This window comes from Flavobacterium oncorhynchi (genome assembly GCF_002217355.1).
Taxonomy (GTDB): domain Bacteria; phylum Bacteroidota; class Bacteroidia; order Flavobacteriales; family Flavobacteriaceae; genus Flavobacterium; species Flavobacterium oncorhynchi.
Map to the genome: position 1 here is coordinate 25,702 of NZ_MUHA01000006.1, position 16,656 is coordinate 42,357.

General features: G+C 33.8%; 28 protein-coding genes. 27 read left to right on the forward strand and 1 reads right to left on the reverse strand.

Going from position 1 to position 16,656, the window contains the following annotated elements; all coding sequences use genetic code 11:
* Positions 1-142 precede the first annotated feature (142 nt).
* The 13 genes from B0A75_RS04585 to B0A75_RS04645 all read left to right on the forward strand — a co-directional run bounded on the left by B0A75_RS04585 (position 143) and on the right by B0A75_RS04645 (position 7,128).
* On the forward strand, positions 143-1,105 hold the full coding sequence (locus B0A75_RS04585; RefSeq protein ID WP_089053115.1) for an RNA-directed DNA polymerase: 963 nt from the start codon (positions 143-145) through the stop codon (positions 1,103-1,105).
* Positions 1,092-1,388: a hypothetical protein gene (locus B0A75_RS04590; protein WP_089053116.1), complete on the forward strand. Its 297-nt coding sequence runs from the start codon at positions 1,092-1,094 to the stop codon at positions 1,386-1,388. The genes B0A75_RS04585 and B0A75_RS04590 overlap by 14 nt, the downstream gene beginning before the upstream one ends.
* 44 nt (positions 1,389-1,432) lie before the next feature.
* Entirely contained in the window at positions 1,433-1,720 is a 288-nt protein-coding gene (locus B0A75_RS04595; RefSeq protein ID WP_089053117.1) for a hypothetical protein, read from the forward strand.
* Between the two features lies 1 nt (position 1,721).
* Complete coding sequence (locus B0A75_RS04600) at positions 1,722-2,036, forward strand: hypothetical protein (protein ID WP_089053118.1); 315 nt, start codon at positions 1,722-1,724, stop codon at positions 2,034-2,036.
* 139 nt (positions 2,037-2,175) lie between these two features.
* A complete protein-coding gene (locus B0A75_RS04605) occupies positions 2,176-2,814 on the forward strand; it encodes a hypothetical protein (RefSeq protein ID WP_123872323.1) in 639 nt (212 codons plus the stop codon).
* Positions 2,789-3,235, forward strand: coding sequence for a hypothetical protein (locus B0A75_RS04610; protein WP_089053120.1), 447 nt, complete (start codon positions 2,789-2,791; stop codon positions 3,233-3,235). The genes B0A75_RS04605 and B0A75_RS04610 overlap by 26 nt, the downstream gene beginning before the upstream one ends.
* Positions 3,236-3,246: 11 nt before the next feature.
* The gene (locus B0A75_RS04615; RefSeq protein ID WP_089053121.1) at positions 3,247-3,942 is read left to right on the forward strand and encodes a helix-turn-helix domain-containing protein; all 696 of its coding nucleotides are present in this window, start codon (positions 3,247-3,249) and stop codon (positions 3,940-3,942) included.
* The gene (gene dnaB / locus B0A75_RS04620; RefSeq protein WP_089053122.1) at positions 3,942-5,462 is read left to right on the forward strand and encodes a replicative DNA helicase; all 1,521 of its coding nucleotides are present in this window, start codon (positions 3,942-3,944) and stop codon (positions 5,460-5,462) included. Before B0A75_RS04615 ends, dnaB begins: the two co-directional genes overlap by 1 nt.
* A gap of 2 nt (positions 5,463-5,464) precedes the next feature.
* Positions 5,465-5,791, forward strand: a complete 327-nt coding sequence (locus B0A75_RS04625; RefSeq protein WP_089053123.1) for a hypothetical protein — start codon at positions 5,465-5,467, stop codon at positions 5,789-5,791.
* Between the two features lie 99 nt (positions 5,792-5,890).
* Entirely contained in the window at positions 5,891-6,334 is a 444-nt protein-coding gene (locus B0A75_RS04630; RefSeq protein WP_089053124.1) for a P27 family phage terminase small subunit, read from the forward strand.
* Positions 6,335-6,353: 19 nt separating this feature from the next.
* Entirely contained in the window at positions 6,354-6,635 is a 282-nt protein-coding gene (locus B0A75_RS04635; RefSeq protein ID WP_089053125.1) for a hypothetical protein, read from the forward strand.
* Positions 6,636-6,645: 10 nt separating this feature from the next.
* Positions 6,646-6,891: a hypothetical protein gene (locus B0A75_RS04640; RefSeq protein ID WP_089053126.1), complete on the forward strand. Its 246-nt coding sequence runs from the start codon at positions 6,646-6,648 to the stop codon at positions 6,889-6,891.
* Positions 6,892-6,909: 18 nt separating this feature from the next.
* The gene (locus B0A75_RS04645; protein WP_089053127.1) at positions 6,910-7,128 is read left to right on the forward strand and encodes a hypothetical protein; all 219 of its coding nucleotides are present in this window, start codon (positions 6,910-6,912) and stop codon (positions 7,126-7,128) included.
* Here the strand turns inward: B0A75_RS04645 and B0A75_RS04650 are convergent.
* Positions 7,112-7,327 carry a helix-turn-helix domain-containing protein gene (locus tag B0A75_RS04650; RefSeq protein ID WP_089053128.1) on the reverse strand — a complete coding sequence of 72 codons (216 nt, stop codon included), beginning with the start codon at positions 7,325-7,327 and terminating at the stop codon, positions 7,112-7,114. The two genes, B0A75_RS04645 and B0A75_RS04650, sit on opposite strands and share 17 nt — an antisense overlap.
* Before the next feature lie 107 nt (positions 7,328-7,434).
* On the opposite strand from B0A75_RS04650, the gene B0A75_RS04655 reads away from it, so the two are divergent.
* From B0A75_RS04655 to B0A75_RS04725, 14 genes are all read left to right on the forward strand, one after another.
* Positions 7,435-9,186 (forward strand): terminase large subunit, encoded by a 1,752-nt coding sequence (locus tag B0A75_RS04655; protein ID WP_089053129.1) that lies wholly within the window; start codon positions 7,435-7,437, stop codon positions 9,184-9,186.
* Positions 9,187-9,680: 494 nt separating this feature from the next.
* Positions 9,681-9,833, forward strand: a complete 153-nt coding sequence (locus tag B0A75_RS20470; protein WP_165765091.1) for a hypothetical protein — start codon at positions 9,681-9,683, stop codon at positions 9,831-9,833.
* 14 nt (positions 9,834-9,847) lie between these two features.
* Positions 9,848-10,078, forward strand: a complete 231-nt coding sequence (locus B0A75_RS04670) for a hypothetical protein (RefSeq protein WP_123872325.1) — start codon at positions 9,848-9,850, stop codon at positions 10,076-10,078.
* Between the two features lie 38 nt (positions 10,079-10,116).
* Complete coding sequence (locus tag B0A75_RS04675; protein WP_089053133.1) at positions 10,117-11,328, forward strand: phage portal protein; 1,212 nt, start codon at positions 10,117-10,119, stop codon at positions 11,326-11,328.
* Complete coding sequence (locus B0A75_RS04680; protein ID WP_123872327.1) at positions 11,303-11,938, forward strand: HK97 family phage prohead protease; 636 nt, start codon at positions 11,303-11,305, stop codon at positions 11,936-11,938. The genes B0A75_RS04675 and B0A75_RS04680 overlap by 26 nt, the downstream gene beginning before the upstream one ends.
* Positions 11,939-11,941: 3 nt before the next feature.
* Positions 11,942-13,243, forward strand: a complete 1,302-nt coding sequence (locus B0A75_RS04685) for a phage major capsid protein (protein WP_089053135.1) — start codon at positions 11,942-11,944, stop codon at positions 13,241-13,243.
* 29 nt (positions 13,244-13,272) lie between these two features.
* Positions 13,273-13,641, forward strand: coding sequence for a hypothetical protein (locus B0A75_RS20595; RefSeq protein ID WP_089053136.1), 369 nt, complete (start codon positions 13,273-13,275; stop codon positions 13,639-13,641).
* A gap of 15 nt (positions 13,642-13,656) precedes the next feature.
* Positions 13,657-14,214, forward strand: coding sequence for a head-tail connector protein (locus B0A75_RS04695; protein ID WP_089053137.1), 558 nt, complete (start codon positions 13,657-13,659; stop codon positions 14,212-14,214).
* A gap of 2 nt (positions 14,215-14,216) precedes the next feature.
* Positions 14,217-14,546, forward strand: coding sequence for a phage head completion protein (locus B0A75_RS04700; RefSeq protein ID WP_089053138.1), 330 nt, complete (start codon positions 14,217-14,219; stop codon positions 14,544-14,546).
* The gene (locus tag B0A75_RS04705) at positions 14,539-15,045 is read left to right on the forward strand and encodes an HK97-gp10 family putative phage morphogenesis protein (RefSeq protein ID WP_089053139.1); all 507 of its coding nucleotides are present in this window, start codon (positions 14,539-14,541) and stop codon (positions 15,043-15,045) included. The genes B0A75_RS04700 and B0A75_RS04705 overlap by 8 nt, the downstream gene beginning before the upstream one ends.
* A gap of 1 nt (position 15,046) precedes the next feature.
* Positions 15,047-15,394 carry a hypothetical protein gene (locus B0A75_RS04710; RefSeq protein ID WP_089053140.1) on the forward strand — a complete coding sequence of 116 codons (348 nt, stop codon included), beginning with the start codon at positions 15,047-15,049 and terminating at the stop codon, positions 15,392-15,394.
* A gap of 5 nt (positions 15,395-15,399) precedes the next feature.
* Positions 15,400-15,828: a phage tail tube protein gene (locus B0A75_RS04715; RefSeq protein ID WP_089053141.1), complete on the forward strand. Its 429-nt coding sequence runs from the start codon at positions 15,400-15,402 to the stop codon at positions 15,826-15,828.
* A complete protein-coding gene (locus B0A75_RS04720; protein WP_089053142.1) occupies positions 15,828-16,238 on the forward strand; it encodes a hypothetical protein in 411 nt (136 codons plus the stop codon). Before B0A75_RS04715 ends, B0A75_RS04720 begins: the two co-directional genes overlap by 1 nt.
* A 29-nt stretch (positions 16,239-16,267) precedes the next feature.
* Positions 16,268-16,591, forward strand: a complete 324-nt coding sequence (locus B0A75_RS04725; RefSeq protein WP_089053143.1) for a hypothetical protein — start codon at positions 16,268-16,270, stop codon at positions 16,589-16,591.
* Positions 16,592-16,656: the final 65 nt, after the last annotated feature.

The window sequence follows — 16,656 nt, forward strand, 5'->3', positions numbered from 1 at the left end:
TAACTGGAATACGAATTCGAATGTCAGCTCCCACCGAGCAAAGAAAATATTAAATCATTGCAAACCATGCCGGCATGGCAAAAAATCACAAATTTAAAAGGTTGTTGGTACTGTAAGGGAAAATGACCTCTTTAAGCAAGGCATGAAAAGAGTAAGTAATTTATACGATAAGATAATAAGCTTAGAAAATCTTAGAAAGGCTGATCAAGTTGCTCAAAAAGGTAAACAGAATCAATATGGCGTTGTGCTGCATAATCAGAATAAAGAAGCTAATATTTTAAAGCTTCATGAAATGTTAAAAAGCAAAACGTATAAAACTTCTGAATACCAAGTTTTTAAAGTTTACGAACCAAAAGAAAGGGATGTTTTTAAGCTTCCATATTTTCCTGACAGAATAATGCATCATGCAATAATGATACATCTTGAAAAAGTATTTGTATCTGTTTTTACAGCCGATACATACAGCTGTATCAAAGGAAAGGGGATTCACGCAGCGTCCAAGAAATTGAAGTTGACTTTAAAAGATGTTCCAGGTACTAAGTACTGTTTGAAATTAGATATTAAAAAGTTTTATCCGAGTGTGGATCATGATGTTTTGAAAATGCTTCTAAGAAGAAAAATAAAAGATCAGGATTTACTTTGGTTGTTAGATGAAATAATTGATAGTGCTGAGGGATTGCCGATTGGTAATTATTTGAGCCAGTATTTCGCTAATTACTTTTTGACTGGTTTTGATCACTGGATTAAAGAGAATAAAAGGGTAAAATATTACTTCAGATACGCAGATGATATTGTGATTCTGTCTGAAAGCAAAGTTTATCTGCATTCTCTTTTAGCGGAAATTAGATTGTATTTGAGTGACAATTTAAAGCTGACTGTAAAGGGTAATTACCAGGTGTTTCCTGTTAGTTGCAGAGGAATAGATTTTTTAGGTTATAGGTTTTATCATGAATGCGTACTGCTTAGGAAATCGATTAAAAAACGATTTGCAAAAGCGGTATCGAAAAAGAAAGATAGAAGTGTTTTAGCAGCTTATTGGGGCTGGGCAAAACATTGTAATTCAAAACACCTAATTAAAAAATTAATGCCTAATGAAAAATTTTAAAGATTTCGATATAACTCCTGTTATTGAAAATTTCGTTGGAGAAAAGATTAATACAGGTAAGATATTAGATAAAGAGATAGTCGTAAAAGGTTATAAAGTACAACCGTCAAAATTTGCTGATCGTGGTGACAGATTGGACCTTCAGATTCATTACAAGGATGAAGACAGAGTTGTCTTTACAAGTGGAAAATATTTGATTCAGACAATTAAAAAAGTGCCTGATGATGGTTTTCCTTTTAAAACGAAAATTATTAAGAATGGCGAACATTTGGAGTTTGCCTAAAATGTAGAGTTATGAAAATTTATCAAAATAATCATTTTATATAGATGCTTCTTTGGGAGCTGAATCCTAAAAAAAGAAATACTAATAATAAAGTAACTCTTTATTCGGATAATGAAATTGAAGCGGGTGATGTTATTATTAGTAATCCAGCTGATACAAATGTTTCGACTTACACAGTAACTGAGGTTTTGGAAAAACGACCAGCAAAGCTGAAAGGTAAAACGCACTATACTGTGCTTACTTCTTGGTGTTTTAATGGATTGCCATTTTTTAAAGGATTGAATCTTGAGGGAACAAGTAAATCGTTTCAAAAACAAATAAACGGCTTATAGAATGGAAACAACCGCTTTTAATTTAGAAAAAGCGCAAACAGTTGAGAAAGCAGTTTGCGAAGTATTTCAATGTGATATCTATGATATAGTGTGTCTTAGGGATACGTTCTTTAAAAAAGTGGTTGTTTATCTATTAGTTAAGATTTATGGAGTTAATAAGCGGAATATAGGGATAAAATATAAAATAGCTTATTTGTATGTGCCAACAGTGGTTTTAGAAATGGAGCATATGGAAAAAGTTGTTCCTGGATTTGCTGAAAAAATTAATAAAGTTTATGGATCAATCAATTGTGAAAAAGAAACGCATTGCGCCTAATTTGATAATACTGACTAAGGAGCAAGAAAACTTTATTCGTAGTAACTTTTTTAAACTTACGAATAGGCAGATCGCAAAGGCTATCGGATTAAATCTAACTACTACAAGAAAACACTGTTATAGTATGGGTTTTAAAAGAATGAATTTGGAGTACTGGGATGAAACGACGGTTCGATTTTTAAGATTGTATTATAGGAAAGTTGGGGATACTGAATTGGCTGAAGTTTTTACAAGACACTTTCCTAAAAGAAAAGGATGGACCAAAAAGCATATTGAGAAAAAGCGTAGATATTTATTCTTGAAACGATCTCCTCAAGAAATAAGTGATATAAAAAAGAGGAATACTGAATTAGGAAAATATGCGATGTGTGCTGTTAATATGTGGAAAACTCGTGGAGTGGCGGCGGTTGGTGATGTGAGAATTTGGGTTCATGGTGGTTGTGAAATGGCTTTTGTTAAAACTGAAAAAGGTTTTGTTCCAAGAAATCGATGGCTTTGGAAAAATGCTTATGGAGAGTTGAGTTCTACAGATGTTATTCGATCACTTCCAGGCGCACCGATTATTGCTGAATTACACCATTTGGAAAAAATAACTAATGCCGAGAACGGGATTCGCAACAAAGCTCTGCCTAGATCGATAATTAAGACATTGTTTAAAATTAAGGACAATGCTTTGGCTCAGCAAATTGCAGATGATTATCCTGAGATTGTAGAATTAAAAAAAAATATGTTGAATTTAAAAAATAAACTAAATGAATCCAATAGAAAAATTAACTGAATTGTTGACTGATAAAAGTTTCTCTCATAACAGTAAAGATTATTGTTTTCAAAGCTGTAAAAAGGTTAATGAAAATGTAATGATTTTGACAAATAAGGAAACATTGCAAATTCCCATAAGCAGTTTTGATAATTTTTATCAAAAAGTAAAAGATAATTGTGTTTTGGTGTCTGAGGTATTTCAAAAACCGTCGTTTATTCCTGAAAAACAAAATATTGTAAAATTTATCCCTGAAATGCCGAAAACATATCAAAAGTTAAATGACAGTTTTGATAAATTAATTGATGCGATTGATAGTGCAGGTGAAGATGATTTAAAACACTTAGAAGTTAAAGCTAAGATGTTGACATCAATGGCGCAGACCGCGATAGGAATGGAAAATAGCCGCATAGCTTTAGTAAAAATAATTCACGGAAAGTAAATAACTTAAAAATGGATCAGCCAAATTATTACGCTATCATTCCGGCTAATGTCCGTTATGATGAAAATTTAAAGCCTAATGCAAAATTGTTATACGGTGAACTGACTGCATTGTGTAATCGTGACGGATTTTGCTGGGCAGGAAACGATTATTTTGCTGATCTGTACAAAGTAGATCAAAAGACAATTTCGCGCTGGATTTCGCAGCTCGTTGAAGGTAATTATATTCAACTTGAAATATTCAAAAATGAAGGAAATAAGCGTAAGATTTTTTTATCAAATTCTAGTGTTAACCTAGTGACGAAAAAGTCACTACCTAGTGACAAAAAGATCACTAGGGTAGTGATAAAAAGATCACTACCTAGTGACAAAAAGATCACCTCTAATATAAGGATTAATAATACAATTAATAATACAGTGAATAGAGAAGAAAAAGCTCTCTCTTTTTTTCAAGAGAATTCACCTTCAGATTGGGAGATTTTTCAAATGAGATTTCGAAAAGAATTTGATCAAGCTGAATGGGAAAAATTTATTGAATTATTCAATTTGAAATCCGATGAAGAATCTTTGGAATACACAACAAAAAAAATTAATGCAAGGTTAACAAGGTTTGCGATTAATTATGTCGAGAACATGAAAAAACCAGTTAAGCAGTTGCAAAAAATAGAATCGGAAATTGTTCCTCCATCACGAAAAAGAATATCATAATGCAAACATCATCTAAAAGTTATAAAGCAGAGCCAGTTCAGCAAACTAAAATTATTTCGTTGGAAAAAGGGAAGTTGCCGCCTCAGGCAATAGAATTTGAGGAAGCGATTTTAGGAGCATTGATGATTGATACAAGGGCAATCGATGAACTTCTACAGGTTTTTAATAACCCTGAAGTATTTTATAAAGATTGTAACAAGTATGTATTTGAAGCTATTAAAATTTTATCTGAGACTTCTCAACCCATTGATTTGTTAACAGTCTCTAATCAATTGAGACAAAAAGGTTGTTTGGATTTAGCAGGTGGTGATTTTTATCTTATTGGATTGACGCAGAGGATTGCTTCATCAGCTCATATCGAGATTCATGCTAGAATTGTGCTTCAGAAATACATGAAGAGAAAAGCGATCCAGGTTGCTTCAGAAATTATAGAACTGGCTTATGATGATGATACTGATGTTTTTCATTTGTTTGATTACATGGATGTAGAGACTGCTAAAGTAAATGAGATAATTGAAAAAGGAAGATCTGAAATGACATACGCTGATGCTTTAAATGCGGCAGTTGAGCGCGTTCAAATGTTGACTGATAGTGATAATTGTTTGACGGGTGTTGATACAGGGTTTAAAAAGCTAAATAAGCATTTTGGAGGATGGCAGCCAACTGATTTTATTGTTGTTGGTGCGCGTCCTGGAATGGGAAAAACTGCTTTTGTTACTAATACAATGCTTGGTGCGGCTAAAGCTGGTGATTCTGTAGGTTTTATATCTCTTGAGATGAGTACTGAACAGCTTGCAACAAGAACTATTGCAAACGAAAGTAATTTTCATTTGAATCAGTTGACTAAGACTGGATTCGAAAAACCTGAGTATTTCAGTGGTTTACTTAGAAAGGTTAATGAGTTAAAAAGCTTACCAATATTCATTGATGATCGACCAGCTTTGACAATTGGTGAGATCAAAAGAAAAGCAAGGTTGTATAAACGTAAACACAACATTAAGCTTCTAATTGTGGATTACATTCAATTGGCTGGCAGTGATGGAAATGAAGATATTAGGGTCAGGGTAGGGAAGATATCAAATGGATTGAAAGCAATAGCAAAGGAACTAGGTATAACAGTTATTGGTTTGGCACAATTGTCAAGAGAGGTTGAAAAGACTGCGTATAAAAGACCTGCTCTTCATCATTTAAAAGAAAGTGGTGATATTGAACAGGATGCTGATGCTGTGTGTTTTATATACCGTCCAGCTTATTACGGTTTAGAAGTTGATCATGATGTTATTGATGATGACTGTAATACTGAGTTTATTGTTGCGAAGTATCGACATGGCGGCGTTGGGACTATTGGATTGCATTATGATGAAAACAAAACAAAGTTTACGGATAATGAAATTAAAGAAGAATTGAATGATTCGTATAGTTCTAATGTTATCGATATTCCTAAAGCAATGCCTAACGAAGCTTTTTATTCTATTGATGATGTAAGTGATGGTAATGATAGTAACGGAATAGATTTTTAATCATGGCGAATAAACCAAAAAAAGTAAAAAGAAGCTGGGTAAAGGAGAATGTTGCTTTCGATCGGGAGCGTACTAAAGAGGACTTTGATTACAATGGAAGGAAGTGGCGTAAGCTTCGGTTACTTCAGTTGAATACTTTTCCGTTGTGTTGTGATTGTGAAGCTGAAGATTTAGTTGTTGCTGCGACTGTTGCAGATCATGATACACAAGCAAAGGTTTTGATTGCTCGAGGTGATGATCCTTATGATATGAAGTGGTTAAAGTCAAGATGTAAAAAACATCACGATTCAAAATCAGGTAAAGAACGTCATCGAGGGGGTATGGGGTAAAATCTCGAGAGGTTGCACACAGCGTACATCGCTGTTTAGTCAGGATTTTACTCGACGTTAAAAAAGTGAGGGGGGGTCAAAATTAATAATAGTTAAGTTATGGGAAATCTAGGAGTTGTATCGATTGGACAAGGAAAAGACACTTTATTACAAGTGCCTACGCCGCCAAAATATTTAACTGATTCGGCTAAAAAACATTACAAATTCATGGGTAATATTTTGGCAAAAAACGATCGGTTGAAGGAAACTTATTTAAATGCTTTAGAAATTTATGCTGAAGCAATGGCTCAATTTCAATTTGCTTTGGAAGCTATTAAAACAAAAAACAAAGCCAAGTTTGGAACGGGTTATATTCAAACTTTTGCATCCGGTGCAAGTAATATTTCGACTGAGCTTACTTTGAGAAATGATGCTCAAGATACTTTGATGAAATGTTTTAAAATCTTTGGTCTTGATCCTAAATCTGACAAAGAATTAAAAGGTGCAGGCGATCCGGCACAAACTTCTCTTTTCGATGAATTAATGAAACTTAAAAAAGGCTAAAATCTAAAAATCAAAACTTATGAACTGGAAAGAATTAAAAGATTTCTGCAATAATTTGCCTGAATCAGAATTAGAAAAAAATGTGATGCTTTGGCGTGAAGATGAAGTAATTTCAGACATTTCAGCGCAGCAATTAAATGAAGATAATTATATCTATCCTCCAACTGTTGAAGATGGTTGTTTTCCTGAATCGGAAATGAAATCGCAAATAGAAATGAGTCCGTCTGATTATCCTAAAGGTGTTAGAAATTTTACCAAAATTTATGACAAAGGACATCCTGTTTTAGTTGAAAACTTCTAAAAATTAACCTATGGCACTAAAATCAAACAACCCAACAAACGCAAAGATAAATCAAAACTTTATCATCCGTGTTTTAGAAAATCCGAAGGAAAATCATGTTAAAAATACAAAATTAACATCGGCAAACAAGCTTTCGAACTATATAAAAGACGAAGAACTTAAAATAAAACTTTTTAAGAAGATATTATTCGGTGAAGCAGATAAATATGTGTTCAATATAAGAAATCGTCTTAGAATTGAAATTCAGTCAAAATAACTTTTAAATTAAAAAAATATGGCTTGTACAGATGGTTTGGATTTTTTAGAAAAAGAGCTTTTAAGTACTCTTGCTAAGTGTAGTATTTTTAGTTATTCTGAGATTAAACTTGTTTATGAAAAGGTAAAATCTATAGATAAAACGATAGCTGTTTTGAAATTATCGGCGTCAGGATTTACGTTGAAATATGCTATTTTAGAATTTCTCCAAAATGCCGAAATCAAAATAACTCCTTAATATCAATTTTCAGAGCGTGGCAAATTCTGAAAAGCGTACCAATGGAAGCTTTTACTTCACCTCGTTCAATACGTCCGATTACATTTCTCGGAACGTCAGATTCCAAAGAAAGATTTTCCTGAGATAAGTTTTTAGACAATCTAATCTCACGCAATTTTTCGCCAACGGACTGAATAAATATTTTTTCGCTTTCTATCACGAGATAAAATTGCGGTTAACTTTTAAAATAATCCGACACTTTAAAGTGTCATTTGTAGGCTTTTTGCCGATATTTAAAATAATTAAAGAAAAATCGACTGTAACAAAATGGAAATAACTCCCGAAATGAAGTCATCAATTCCTTTTCAATATGCTTATGATGTATTGAATGGAAAAATTGTAACTGGACAATATATAAAATTAGCAGCCCAGCTTTTTTTTACTTGGATCGAAACAGCAGATAAGGACGGTTATTTCTTGAATCATAGAGAAGGAATGTTTGCAATCAATTTTTATCCAATGTTTCTTGTGCATACAAAAGGTCCTTTAGGTAAATTAAAAAAACCTTTTGAGTTAGCACCTTATCAACAATTCACGTTATATAATATTTTCGCTTGGCAATATGTGGGAAGTGGATTAAGACGCATAAATTTTGTCTATGAGGCTGTAGCGAGAAAAAATGGAAAAACCACTTTTTTAGCTGGATTGGGTTTGTTTGGTCAGTCGCTGGATGGAGAAGAAGGTCCTGAAATTTACGTAGGTGCGACAAAAGAATTACAGGCAAAAACGTTGTGGGAGCAGGCATCCGCTTTTGTCAATAAATCGCTGATGCTGCGAAAACTTGGATTTAAAAATACTACTCGTGAAATACGCTTTGCATTAACTTCAGGTGTTTTTCGTTTTTTGGGTGGTGATTCAAAAACATTAGACGGTTTAAATCCTTCAATGGCTTTTATTGATGAGTATCATGCACATGTTTCGGATGCAGTTCGTGAGGTTTTAGAATCGGCAATGGGTGCTCGTGATAATGCGCTGGTTTATATTATTACAACCGCTGGATTTAATTTGAAATCAGCTTGTAAACTTGCGGAAGATAGCTATAAAGATATTCTTAAAGGTTTAAATAAAGATGATCACACCTTGATTATGATTCATCAAATGGATGATGAAGATGATTGGCAGGATGAAAAGAATTGGATAAAAGCAAATCCAAATATGGAATATAATTCAACAATTTTGCCTTTTATCCGTCGTGAATTTATCAAAGCCACAAACCAGCCTTCAAAAATCCCAAATTTCAAAACAAAATCTTTGAATATGTGGGTAGATGGAAAAAACGTTTGGATTCCTTCTGATGTTTGGAAACGCAACGACGTAAATTTCGGAATCAATCTTAAAACCGAAACAAAGAAAGTTTTAGACGGTGAAAAATTTCGAAAATATGGTGCTTATGCTGGAGTCGATTTGTCTACAACTACAGATTTTACTGCTTTCGTTATACTTTCTGAACCAGATGAAAATGGTGAACGTTTTGTTAAGGCATTTTTATTTTGTCCTGAAAACACAATTGATAAAAGATCAAAAGAAGATAAAGTTCCTTATAATTATTGGCGTGATTGTGGATATATAATTGCAACTCCTGGCGATGTAGTTGATTACGATATTATTGAAGATTATATCAGGAAAAATTTTCATGAATACGGAATTATACGCTATGAGTTCGATCGTTACAACTCAAATTCAATTACAAATCATTTGGTCGAAGACGGTCTTCCGGTTTCATTGTTTTCCCAAACAATGGGAAATTATTCTCATCCTACTAAAGTTTTTGAAAAACTAGTGTATGAAAATAAGATAAAACATGACGGTAATCCGGTTATGGAATGGATGCTTTCGGGTTGTCAGACAAAGGAGGATTATAATGAAAATATCAGGATTGTAAAAGGAAAAGATAATACTTCAGGAAAACGAATTGATGGAATAATTGCTTTAATAATGGCTTTAGGAGGTTCGCTTTCCCCAAAAGATGAACAGTCAAAATATACGAAGCCGTTATCTGAAGATGAAATTTATATTTAGCCTACAAACATGCCTGTTAACCATAAAACAAATCAATATTATGACGCCATTAGAAAACGCCTTACAGATTGAAATTGAGAAATTGAAAAAACAAAATGAATTAATGAGGCAATTGTCTACAGTTGAAGGGTTCTCATTTTACTATTACACAAATTGTAAAAACCATAGTACAAATAAGGAGGCATTTAATTTTGTTAATGATCAATATTATGAACTGTTTGGAGAATACAGGTATTCTGATTTTCATTCATTCAAAAGAGTATTAATTTATAACAGCAGAAAAACAAAATGAAAATTTTAAAAATTATTCTAATAACTTTTATAGTAGCTTTTTTTACAAGTGCATTGTATGAATTTCCATTTGTAAATAATAATCCCGTGAGATGGTCCTTAGTTCTGCTAATGATAGTTTTAGAACTGCTGTCGGGTTTTTGTTACGCATTCTATATTATCAAAAAAATAATAAAAGAAAATAATTCAAAACCAAATCAAAAATGAGCGAAATATATAAAGCCGAAAATATAGCTAAAGCAATTAAGCAGCTTCTAAAACCAAAATCATTTTCACCTCTTACGGTAACGGTTTTGGTAGGTACTTTAAAATACACATTCGAAAAGAAAAATGACGAATGGCATTTTGTTTTTTAATCAAAAAAATAATTATGAAAAATAAATTATTGTTCGATTATTATCAGAGAATGATAATAATCGATTTCTACAAGAAATATCCGAATTGGAAGTATAGTAAACCGCTTACGGTTTCTATATATGAAATTACAAAAGCAAAGAAAGATTTACAGTTGCAAATAGATAAAGAAATTAATAAAGCTATTGAATTTATTGCTAAAACAATCAAGTTTTTAAAAGGCAAAACTTTCACCCTTTTGAGTTAAATCCGACTAATACTTTTACATGGTAAAAATTGTTAACCATGTCTTTAGATCACGCTTTTGCAGACGTATTCTCAACCCGCAGTACCGACGGACAATTATCCGGCGGTTTTGGCGGGTTTTCTTTTTTGTTAGGCGGTGGTAAAGGCACTAAGGCAAATACTAAAACCGCTTTTACAATTTCAGCTTTCTACAATGGAGTTGACCAGTTGTCAAACGACATGGCAAAACTTCCAAAATTTGTATTTAAAAAAGACGGAGAAAACCGTGAAAAAGATGCAGATCATCCGGTTAATTATCTTATCTCACAGCGTCCAAATAGTTTAATGACCTCTTTCGATTTTTGGAAAATTATTGAGATTTCAGCAATTGTAAAAGGGAATGGCTATGCTGAAATTGTTCGCAATTCTTATACAGGTGATCCGGAAGAGCTTTATTTCTTGGAAGAGCCTGATGTTGAAGTCTCTATTAAAAACCGAAAATTGTACTACAAGTACAAAGGTCGTCCAATAGCTTCTAGTGATATTCTGCATTTTAGAGGTTTCTCTTTTGATGGATTAATGGGAATTGGAATCGTGACTTTCGCAGCAAAACAACTCGGAATCACAATTGATTCTCAAACCTATCAGCAAGAAGTTTATAAAGATCGTGGTTTGGGTTATGGAGTTATCGAAAGTGATTTAAAAGTCGATAAAGGTAATAAGAAACTTATTGAGGAAGGTTTTGCTACAAAAATGGCTGGAGAAAGTAAGTTTAAAGTTCCTATGCTGGACGAAGGAATGAAATATAAATCAATTTCGATTACACCTGGCGAAGCTCAATTTTTGGAAACTAATAAAGCTGGTGTTTTAGAGGTTTGTCGCTGGCTGAATATTGCGCCTCACAAATTAAAAGATATTTCTTCCGGTACTTATGCAAATATCTATCAGCAATCAATTGAGCACGTTCAGGATTCTATGATGCCACGTGTTATATCACGTGAACAGGAATTGAACTACAAGCTTTTTACAAAAAAGGAATCCAAAACGTTATATACAAAATTCAATCTAGCAGTATTGCTTCGTGGTGATCTTGAAATGAAACAAAAGTTTTATACAGCTATGGTTTACGCTGGTATCTACACAAGAAACGAAGTTAGAGCACTTGAAGATATGAATCCAATTGAAGGTTTAGACGAAATATTACAGCCTGTAAATATGCAGGCTTTAGCAATGGCAAACAAATTAAATGAAGATCAAGGCAATGGAAAGTAAAATTATAAAAAGAGACGTTCAGGTTGTTTTAAGAGAATTAACACCTGAAATGATTGAAAATAGAGAAGCTGAGTTTGTAATATCCTCTGAAGCTAAAGATACTTACGATACTGTTTTTACTGCTGATGGTGCTGAATTTGAAAGATACGAAAGTAATCCTATTGTGGCTTATGGTCACAGAACTTGGAGTGATAATCCTGATATGATTATCGGTACTTCTGAAGTTAGTCAGGAAGGTAAACTGACTATTGGAAAAGTTCGTTTTGAAGATGCGGAATCAAATCCAATTGCTGAAAAAGTTTGGAAAAAAGTACAGGCTGGTATTTTACGAATGGCTTCTATCGGTGCAAACATTTTAGAGTGGCGAATGGGTGATGAAGCAAAAGGTGAAGATAAATCAGTTGTTTATTTCACTAGATGGGAATTGCTGGAATGGTCTATTGTTGCTATTGGTTCAAATCCTGATGCTTTAAAAAGAGAGGCGCAAACGGCTGAAGAAATAAGAAATTCTATTAAAGAAAATACTCCTGAAAATGAAAATTTATCAGGACAAACAGTAAAGCGCACAGTACGTGAAGCTCAATTAATTATTAATGAAAATTTGAAATAAAAAATGAAAACATCAATTGTATTGAAGAAAGAGCGTACAGCGAAAATTGTAGCTCAAAGAGCTTTAATTGATAAAGCTAAATTAGAAAACAGAGAATTGACGGACGAAGAGAACGAGCAATTTGACACTTTACAAAGTGAGGCGGATGAATTGGATGGTAAAATCGAACGTGCTGAAAAATTCGAAAAAAACGAACTTTTATTAGGTGGTAATGGTGCTGAGCGTTTAGCTGGTGCTGGTGCTAGCACTGGTGAGGAAAGAGAGCTGGAGAAAGTTGAAAAACGCTTTTCAATTAATCGCGCACTTTTTATGGCTCAGCCTGGTAAAATTCTTGACGGGGTGGAAAGGGAAATTCATGAAATTGGTCAAAAACAAAATCGTGATTCAGGTGTAAAATTAAAAACTGAAGATGCTGGTTGTTTTAGTTTGCCTATATCAATGCTAGGTCGTGCAACTCAGCAAACGGTTTCGCAAGATGGTGGTGCGTATGGTGGTGCTTTGGTGCAAAATGCAGCTCCTGTTATTGTTGATCCGTTACGACCAAGATTATTTTTGGAAGATTTGGGCGCTACATTTATGACAGGTTTACAGGGTGGTGATGTACCTTTAATTGTTGCTTCTGATTTTGCAATGGAGTTTCTTGCTGAAGGTGCTTCGATTACAAGACAGAAAAAGCAATATGCAGGTCCTTCTTTAAGCCCAAAAAGAGCGGGTGGTGCTGTTGAGATTTCAAACCGTTTAATCCTGCAGTCTTCTCCTGATGTAGAAAATTTGGTTATGACTGGACTTCGTAATGGTTTTTCTCAGTTGCTTGAATCTGCAAGTATTAACGGTGCTGGCGGTGTTGCTCCCACAGGTTTGTTGAGTTATTCAGGTGTGCTTTCTGGTTCATCATCTGCATCTGCAACTAGAGCTTTAGTTTTAGAGTTACAGGCTTTAATTGAGCAAAATAATTCAACTGAAAAATCTTTAGGTTATTTAATGTCTCCACAATTAAAAGCAATCTTGAAACAAGTAAAAACTGACGCTGGATCAGGAGTTTTTGTGTTGCAAGATGAAAAGCTTGATGGTTATAATTTTGTAGCAACTTCTTTAATGCCTGCTTTAAACTCAGGTGTTAACTTTCCATTGATTTTTGGAGATTTTGCACAAATGGTTATCGGTCAATGGGGTGCGATTAACATCAAAGTTAATCCGTTCTCTGCTGATTTGGAGGATTCAGTTCGTGTAACGTTAAATACTCATGCTGATATGCAAATTGCAAATCCAAAAGCATTTGCTAAAAACGCTTGGTTGACAGCATAATAATTTCTTAAAGAGTAATAATCTAAGTTATGAAAAAAGAAGAAAATCAAAAAGTTTCGGAGGATGCTCCGAAACTTGGTTTAGAAACGGTAACTGAAAACGTTACTGATTCTAAAGTTAAAACAGAACAGGAAGCTAAAGCAAAGGCAGAACAGGATGCTAAGGAAAAAGCTGAACAAGAAGCTAAAGCAAAGGCAGAACAGGAAGTTAAGGAAAAAGCTGAACAGGAAGCAAATAATTCTAAAGTTTGGATTCGTGCTATTTTGCCTTTGGCTGGTAAATTTTTCATGTCTCATGATCCTGGTCATGAATTTCAACATGATAAAAACCAATCAGAAGTAATTGTGGAATCTGGCTACGCTGAGTATCTAACTCCTGAGGAAATCGATGCGAAATAATTTAAATCGAAAGTAATGGTTACAGATGTAAAATTTCAAAGCCTAGAAACGAATGGTCCTATTGTGACTATGGCAATGGCAAAAAAGCAATTACGTGTTGAAGCTTCTTTTAATGATGAAGATGATTTGATACAAAGTTATATTGATACAGCAGTTGCAATGTCAGAAGATTATATGGGAGGTCATATTGTAGAAAAAAACATGATTATGAAAATGAACATGTTTGATAATCCTTTAATCTTTGAAGCGTTTCCAATTCAATCTGTTGTAAGTGTTTCTTATTTTTCATCTGATGGTTCTGATTCACAAGAAATGACTTCTTTTGATTATGATCTTACATCTGTAAATCCTAAAGTTTCTAGGATTACTTTTAAAAACATTCCGCAGACTGCTGAAAGATTTGATGCAGTAACTATAACTGTAAAAGTAGGTATTGAAGCTACGAAAGTGGTAAAGCCTATTATTCAAGCGGTCTTATTGCAAGTTGCAGATATGTATGAACGTCGAGAAGATAGGACTGAGGTAATGTTGTCGGTGTCGACTGCTTTGTTGAGACCTTATAAAAAGTTTTAAAAATGGATAAATCACCATACATAGGACAAATGAATCGAAAGATTAAAATTGTAGAATTTGAAAAAACACAAAATTCTACAGGAGAGGAGGAAATAGCAGAAAATGTTATTTCTGAACCATTTGCTTTTATGAATGAGGTTTCGGGTTCTGAAGATGCAGACGGAAAAATTAGACACATTGTTAATCGGACTTACACCATTCGGTACAATACTAGCGTACTGCGCAAAGCAACCGAACTAGTAGTTTATGATAATGAACAAAAATTTTCTGTTTATCATGTTAAAGAAATTGGCAATACTCATTTAGTCTTATTAGTTACAAATTATGAGTAGTCTAGAGGTTGATGTACAGGGTTTCGATGAATTAAAGCGTAAAATTATTCTTCTCTCAAATGATAAGGATAAAAAACGTGAGATTCTGATGCTACTGCGTCAGTCTGCTAAACCTACGTTAGCGGCTGCTAAATCGCTTGTTCCTGTATCTAAAAAGTCTCACAAGTTGAGAGGGCAGATTATACAACCTCGAAATCTTCAAAAATCTTTAGGTTATATAAATGGAAAATCTGCGAATCCAACTGTTTTAGTTGGCGCGCGTGTAAAAGGAGGTAATAAAGGCTGGTATGGTGCATTTGTTCATGATGGTGTGAATATTTATCACAAAGGTTATAGGCGTAAACGTACTAAGGGTGCAAATAATTATGCGGCTCGAAGTCGTACTGTTGGAAAACCTTTTTTAACTCAAGCTTACAATCAGACAAAGAACGGAGCTACTGCTGATGTTCAAAGTAAAATGGCGGCTTTTGTGCAACGAAGAATTAATAAATTAAGTTAGTATGCTAGAGTTGTCAGATGAAATTTTTGCTTTCTTAACAGGTCAAACGGCATTTACTGCTGTTATGGATAATAAGGTTTTTCCGATTATGGCTTTAGAGGGAACGGCAACACCGTTTACAACATATAGGATAAATGAGAAAACGCCTCTAACGAAAGATGGAAATGCTTTAAATTTTTCATTGTTTTTTTGGTTTAGTCCAAATGAATATAAAAAAATGATTGCTTTTACTGAAATAATGGAAGCGATAATAAAAGAAAAAACAAACTACGAATGGGTAAGTTCTTATCCTGATTTTATTGAGGAAAACTTTTCTTACGTAGGAATTATTAATTTAAATAAAGATTAGAAATTATGGCGGCAGGTCAAATTTATAAAGGACATAATGTGAGAATTTCCTATAACGGAAAAACGCTTTATCACACTACAAGTTGCAAATGGTCTTCTTCTAGAGATTTTGAAGAAATTGCAACAAAAGATACAGACGGGAAAGTTTCTGAACCGGGAAGCTATTCTTGGGATATGAACGCAGATGCTTTAGTGGCGGATAAACCAGCGAGTTCATCTACAACAACTGTTGATTTTATGGATGTTATGCAGTTGTATCTTGATGGTGTTGAAGTAGATGTTGAATTTTCGGGTAATGTAGTTGGTGACTGGATGATTTCGGGAAAAGCTTACGTTTCTAACTGCGATATTACAGCAGACGATGGTTCAGCGGTAAAAGGTACGTTTGCTTTCAAAGGAAACGGAAATATCACAAAATCAACAGTAGCGGCATAATGATGGATTCTTCTACAGTTGAATTAAATGGAAAAACTTTCGTGCTGAAATTCGGCATGAAAGTTTTTAGGTTATTAGGTGAAAAATTGAATACACCTACATTAATTACTACTCAGCAAAAAGTTATAAGTGTTTTGGGTGGTATGACTGATGATATGTCTTTTGAACAACTGAAAATCATAAACAGTTTAATTGTATCTGCAATCGAGGCAAATCCTGAGAATATAGAAATTATTACTGAGGATGAATTAGATGATCTTTATTTTACAAATACTAAAGAGATTTTAAATGTGATGACTATTGTAATGAATGATTTTGCAAAGTCATTACCGCAACCTGATAAAGGTGTAAGTGTGGGAAAGCCAAAAGCTCAAAAGAAGAAAGTGAGCGGACAAACGACAAAGAAATAGTAGATTTAACTTGGGATCAACTAGAAGAAATGGCTTTAGGTGAATTTAGGTTAAAAGTGAATTACTTTTATAGCCTAACGCCGAGAGAATTTGTAAATACTGAACGAGGTATAAGAAAGCACGAAGAAATTTTGAGTCAGGAAAGATGGATAATGACCCGAAAGATTATGTGGGCGACTGCTTTTCCGCATCTTAAAAGAGTAACTGAACATGATTTACAGCCGTTTCCCTGGGATGAAATAGAGTTTGAAGGAATGTCGGTTGAAGAATCCAAAAGGTTGCAAACCGAAGCTGAAAAGGTTAAGGAGTTTTATAGAAAACAAGACGAGATTAAAAAGAGCCAAAGCATATAGTTTTGGCTCTTTTGTTTTGTGTAAAAGGCAAAACTTTCACCCTTTTAAACTTTTGTCCAAAAGTA